Below are 4,022 nucleotides of genomic sequence, written 5' to 3' on the forward strand. Positions count from 1 at the left end.
TGTGTGTAGCATTATATCGGCCTGATGGTAATATTCAAACAGGCGACCATTGGGTAATGGCTCAACAAAATCAACGTGATTTTCAATGCCCAGTTCTATACTCCACGCTTTCAGTTGCCCTCCAAAAAAATCAGGACCCACAATGGTAAGTTTAGCAGGTATATTTTTCGTGATGATGGAGAATGCCTGCAATAACGTTCGTTGATCTTTTATAGGCGTGTGGTTGCCAATGTGTATAAACCGTACAACGGGCGCATCGAATCTCTTTTCTTTAAAAGGAAATATAGCTGGGTCGGTGCCGTAAGGAATAACGCGTGGCGTTTTAGTGATACTGTATTGCTTCAGCACAGATGCCTGATACTGACTAACCGTTAGCAATACAGTGCTGTGCGCATAAGCCCACCGGCATATCTTTGCCCGCCCGGGGTCGCAAAATACTCCGTAGGGTATAGATGGAATGCAAACAGAATCACCTCCATGTAACGATACTATAGATGGCCTGCGAAAAATTTTGCCGAGTGCAACGGCAATGGCACCGGCTGGGTATCCCCAATAACCGAATATAACTTTATAAGGTCTTCTAATGTGTTGATATAGAAAGATCAGGAACAGGTATATCCAGCGTAGCGTTCCTGATTTTACTTTACGGTTAAGCGTATAAAATCGAAATCCCTCTGGTATAAAATCGGGGTTGGCGGGTAATTGCGAGTATATATCAATGTCGTAATGAGTGGCGAGGCGTTTTATCATTTGGTGAATAGCTGGAAATCCCTGCGAAAACAATCCGCCACCGATACCCCCCTGGATCCATACTGATACTCTCTTTTTTTTCAACGCGCTTTATAATTAGAAAAGCATAAGATGTCCGTGTGATGTTCTTTAACATCCCGATCGATTGGCTGCATCGTGCGCGCATCCAGTACGTTGTACCCGAAGCTTTCGACCTGCTCAATCAATTTCTTCGCTGTATAATTTTGCTGACGCAGATTTACTTCTGCCAGTTCAATGAAGAGTATAGGATGCCACGTGTGGATAATTTCTTTTGCACCTTGCAGCACAAAGGGTTCGTATCCTTCTACATCAATTTTTAGTAAATCTACTTTGCTGATCTGCCCTTGTTGCTTAAGACTATCCAGTGTAATGATCTCGATGGTTTCTGATACCGAATCTATCGGTTGATCATGATGAAGTATTCTGTTGGCTCCGGTGTTGTTCTCATATAGTTTATAAAGCCGGACGCTGCCTGCTTGGGCACCGAGACCTTTATTGAACAGGGTTATATTTCGAAAGTAATTACCTTCTGCATTTCGTTTCAGGTAACTATAATTTTCACTATCAGGTTCAAAACTATATACCTGACCTTGCGTGCAGAGTTTGGCAAAGTTCATTGACAAGTAACCGATGTTTGCACCGGCATCGATCACATGAAAATCAGGCTGCACTAATTTCAAAAGATTTGCCCACGCCACATCGCGCATGGTGCAGAAGTAGATAGAGTGATCGATGAGGTTGCTTACATCGAGCGTGAAATGTATACCGCCTCGCGTTGCCTGACGCACACTTCCATGTGTGTAGAAATATACAGGGGGAATAAACTTGGGCCACCAGGCACTGTTACCCGTTGATAATTTCTTTGTTAAAAATTTTTCGAGCGGATAAATAGTAAAGAAGAAGCGGAACAGGTTGAAGAATTTTGTTCTTACCGGTACCGGAAAAGGATAACGTTTATATACACCCATCATACGGTTGCTGAATGCGAGAGCAGTTGTTGTGCTATATTTGAAACATACGAAGGACTATAGCGAGTAAGACAGCGGTTATCGCCAAAGGTACATTGCTCAAGTCCGCAAGGTCCGCAGGCAAGATCAGAAGAGTCCAGGCATACCGACCATTCTCCTTGTGGAGCTGACCAGTCTTTTCTGCTAGAACTGAACAGAGCTATTGTTGCTACTCCCTGTACCCACGCCATGTGCATTAATCCCGAGTCTTCTGATATAACTAATTTACTTCGCTGTATAATTTTAAAAGCTTCGAGCTGATCGGCTTTGCCCGTCAAGTTAATACAATGATCTCCTATTTCCTTCTGAATGAACGTTGCTTTTTCGTGAAGTGATGGTAATAACAGTAACACAAATTGTGTCATCGGATTTTGCTTAATCCATAGCTTGGCAAATTCGGTATAGTATGGCAATGGCCAGTTACGCGAAACACAGTATCCCGCAGGATTGAAAACAACCAGGTCGTGTCCTTTCTTATAGCCGTTTTTATATAGCAGCGTATCGATGCCTTCTATACTCTTGAAAGTAAAGGCAGTGTCCAAGGAAATTTTCCACGTCCACAATGCTTCTATCGTTTGTCGGGTACGCTCACCTGCAGATATAGGAGAGTTTGTGTCGAACACCGACCACGCCTTTGCGCCCAGCAGCCATCGTATAATTTTACTGAATCTATGATGCTGCAGATCGATCACAGCATCGTATCGCTGCATCCACAGCAGGGGCATCATAAGTAATGCCAGTACGAATTGCACTTTTGCATTGCGCTTGCCCCCCAGCGAAAAAATTCTGTCGAAGAGAATAATACTCTTAGGTATACGGCTTACTTCTTCGCGGGTAAATAAGTGAAGTACAGTTTGCGGATATTGTCTTTTTATACTTTGAACATACGGCAACGTGATGACCGTGTCACCGAGTGCCTGAAATCGCATAACAAGAATTTTTCGGGGAGGCTTATCGCCTCTCCACGGCTTTGCCCGGATAATCGCTTTCACAGTATAAATATATAGACTTAGGGCGAAGCTTAGATCATATACTCTACACCAACTGCCACCAAGGCTCCAAATATAGCTACCGCCATCTTTCTTGCATTAAAGCGATGGTCAGGACTGCTTTCGAAAACAATGGTTGTAGAAATATGAAGAAAGTTACCACACACCAGCGCATATAGAAGTATAAGCCCTTGTTCGCTCAACACTTCTGCTTCGGCAAGCGAACTGCTGATTAGCAAGCCAACCGGTGCTGCCAACGAAAAACCGATAAGGTATGGCAATGCTCGTTTCTTGGAACCCAGTTGAAAAGCCAGCACAGTCATTAAAGCAAATGCAGCAGGTGCACGGTGCAACGCTATGCCTAACAGGATTGCGTTTACATCGTAATGTGGACCCATCGATGCAGGCTCTGCCAGCATGCCTCCTTCGAGAAAAGCGTGGATGCACAAGGCTACGAGCAATACAATAGCAGAAATAGATTGTTGTGTTTGATCATGCTTGTGATGATGGTGTCCATGATCGTGATGCTCATGCGTATGAATATGCCCGTGCTCAACTCCGGAAGTAAAGTATTCGAGTAGCTGTTGTAAAAAGAATCCGGCAAGAACAAACAAGCCGATGAGTTCTGTGCCGATCGACTGATGGTATAGTTCAGGAAGTATATGGATAACCGTGATAGCAAAGAGATAAGAGCCGGCAAACACAAGCAGGAGCCTGAAGTTTGTTCCTTTTCCTTTGGGAACAAGATATACCAGCAGGCCGGAGAGAAGCGGTGTGAGGAAGAGTACCAGTAATTTTAGTGTCATGTAAGTATATAGTTCAGTGATCTAGTGTGATTCGTTTTTGTATTCCCTTTGTAACAAAAGTTTCAATAGTGCCCGCAGATGTAGTGTACATCAACACAGCATCCAGGTCTTTACGCTTGTTTAAGAGTTCAATAGTTTTTGTATGCCCCATTACCATAAAGGCAGTGTCCCACGCATCGGCAGTAGTACAGTCATTGGCAAATACCGAAACGCTGAGTAAAGGTAAATCTGCAGGGTAGCCCGTTACCGGATCGATGGTGTGAGAATATTTCTTGCCATCAATCTCCCGATAGTTAAAGTAATTTCCTGCAGTAGTGAATGATTGGTCTTGTACCTCGGCATATACTTTAAAGAACTGATTGTCGCGCGTAGAGTTAGGATCAAGTATACCAATGGTCCACGTTTTATTCTTCTGTATATTTTTACCGAGCGCCATGCCTTCGCCTCCT

Annotated in this window: 5 protein-coding genes; all 5 read right to left on the reverse strand. The window is 43.8% G+C overall.

The window, feature by feature from the left end; all coding sequences use genetic code 11:
* The coding region (locus tag VIN08_RS14645) for a glycosyltransferase (protein ID WP_331966546.1) at nt 1–834 on the reverse strand (834 nt) is incomplete at its 3' end.
* Nucleotides 831–1,742, reverse strand: a complete 912-nt coding sequence (locus tag VIN08_RS14650; RefSeq protein WP_331966549.1) for an FkbM family methyltransferase — start codon at nt 1,740–1,742, stop codon at nt 831–833. The genes VIN08_RS14650 and VIN08_RS14645, both read right to left, overlap by 4 nt.
* The gene (locus tag VIN08_RS14655) at nt 1,739–2,770 is read right to left on the reverse strand and encodes a glycosyltransferase family 9 protein (protein ID WP_331966552.1); all 1,032 of its coding nucleotides are present in this window, start codon (nt 2,768–2,770) and stop codon (nt 1,739–1,741) included. Before VIN08_RS14655 ends, VIN08_RS14650 begins: the two co-directional genes overlap by 4 nt.
* 29 nt (nt 2,771–2,799) lie before the next feature.
* Nucleotides 2,800–3,573: a ZIP family metal transporter gene (locus tag VIN08_RS14660; protein ID WP_331966555.1), complete on the reverse strand. Its 774-nt coding sequence runs from the start codon at nt 3,571–3,573 to the stop codon at nt 2,800–2,802.
* A 13-nt stretch (nt 3,574–3,586) separates the two neighbouring features.
* On the reverse strand, nt 3,587–4,022 hold a 436-nt coding region (locus VIN08_RS14665; RefSeq protein ID WP_331966558.1), incomplete at its 5' end, for an FAD:protein FMN transferase.

It is taken from the genome of Ohtaekwangia sp., from assembly GCF_036568665.1.
In the GTDB taxonomy this organism is placed as follows: Bacteria; Bacteroidota; Bacteroidia; order Cytophagales; family Cyclobacteriaceae; genus Ohtaekwangia.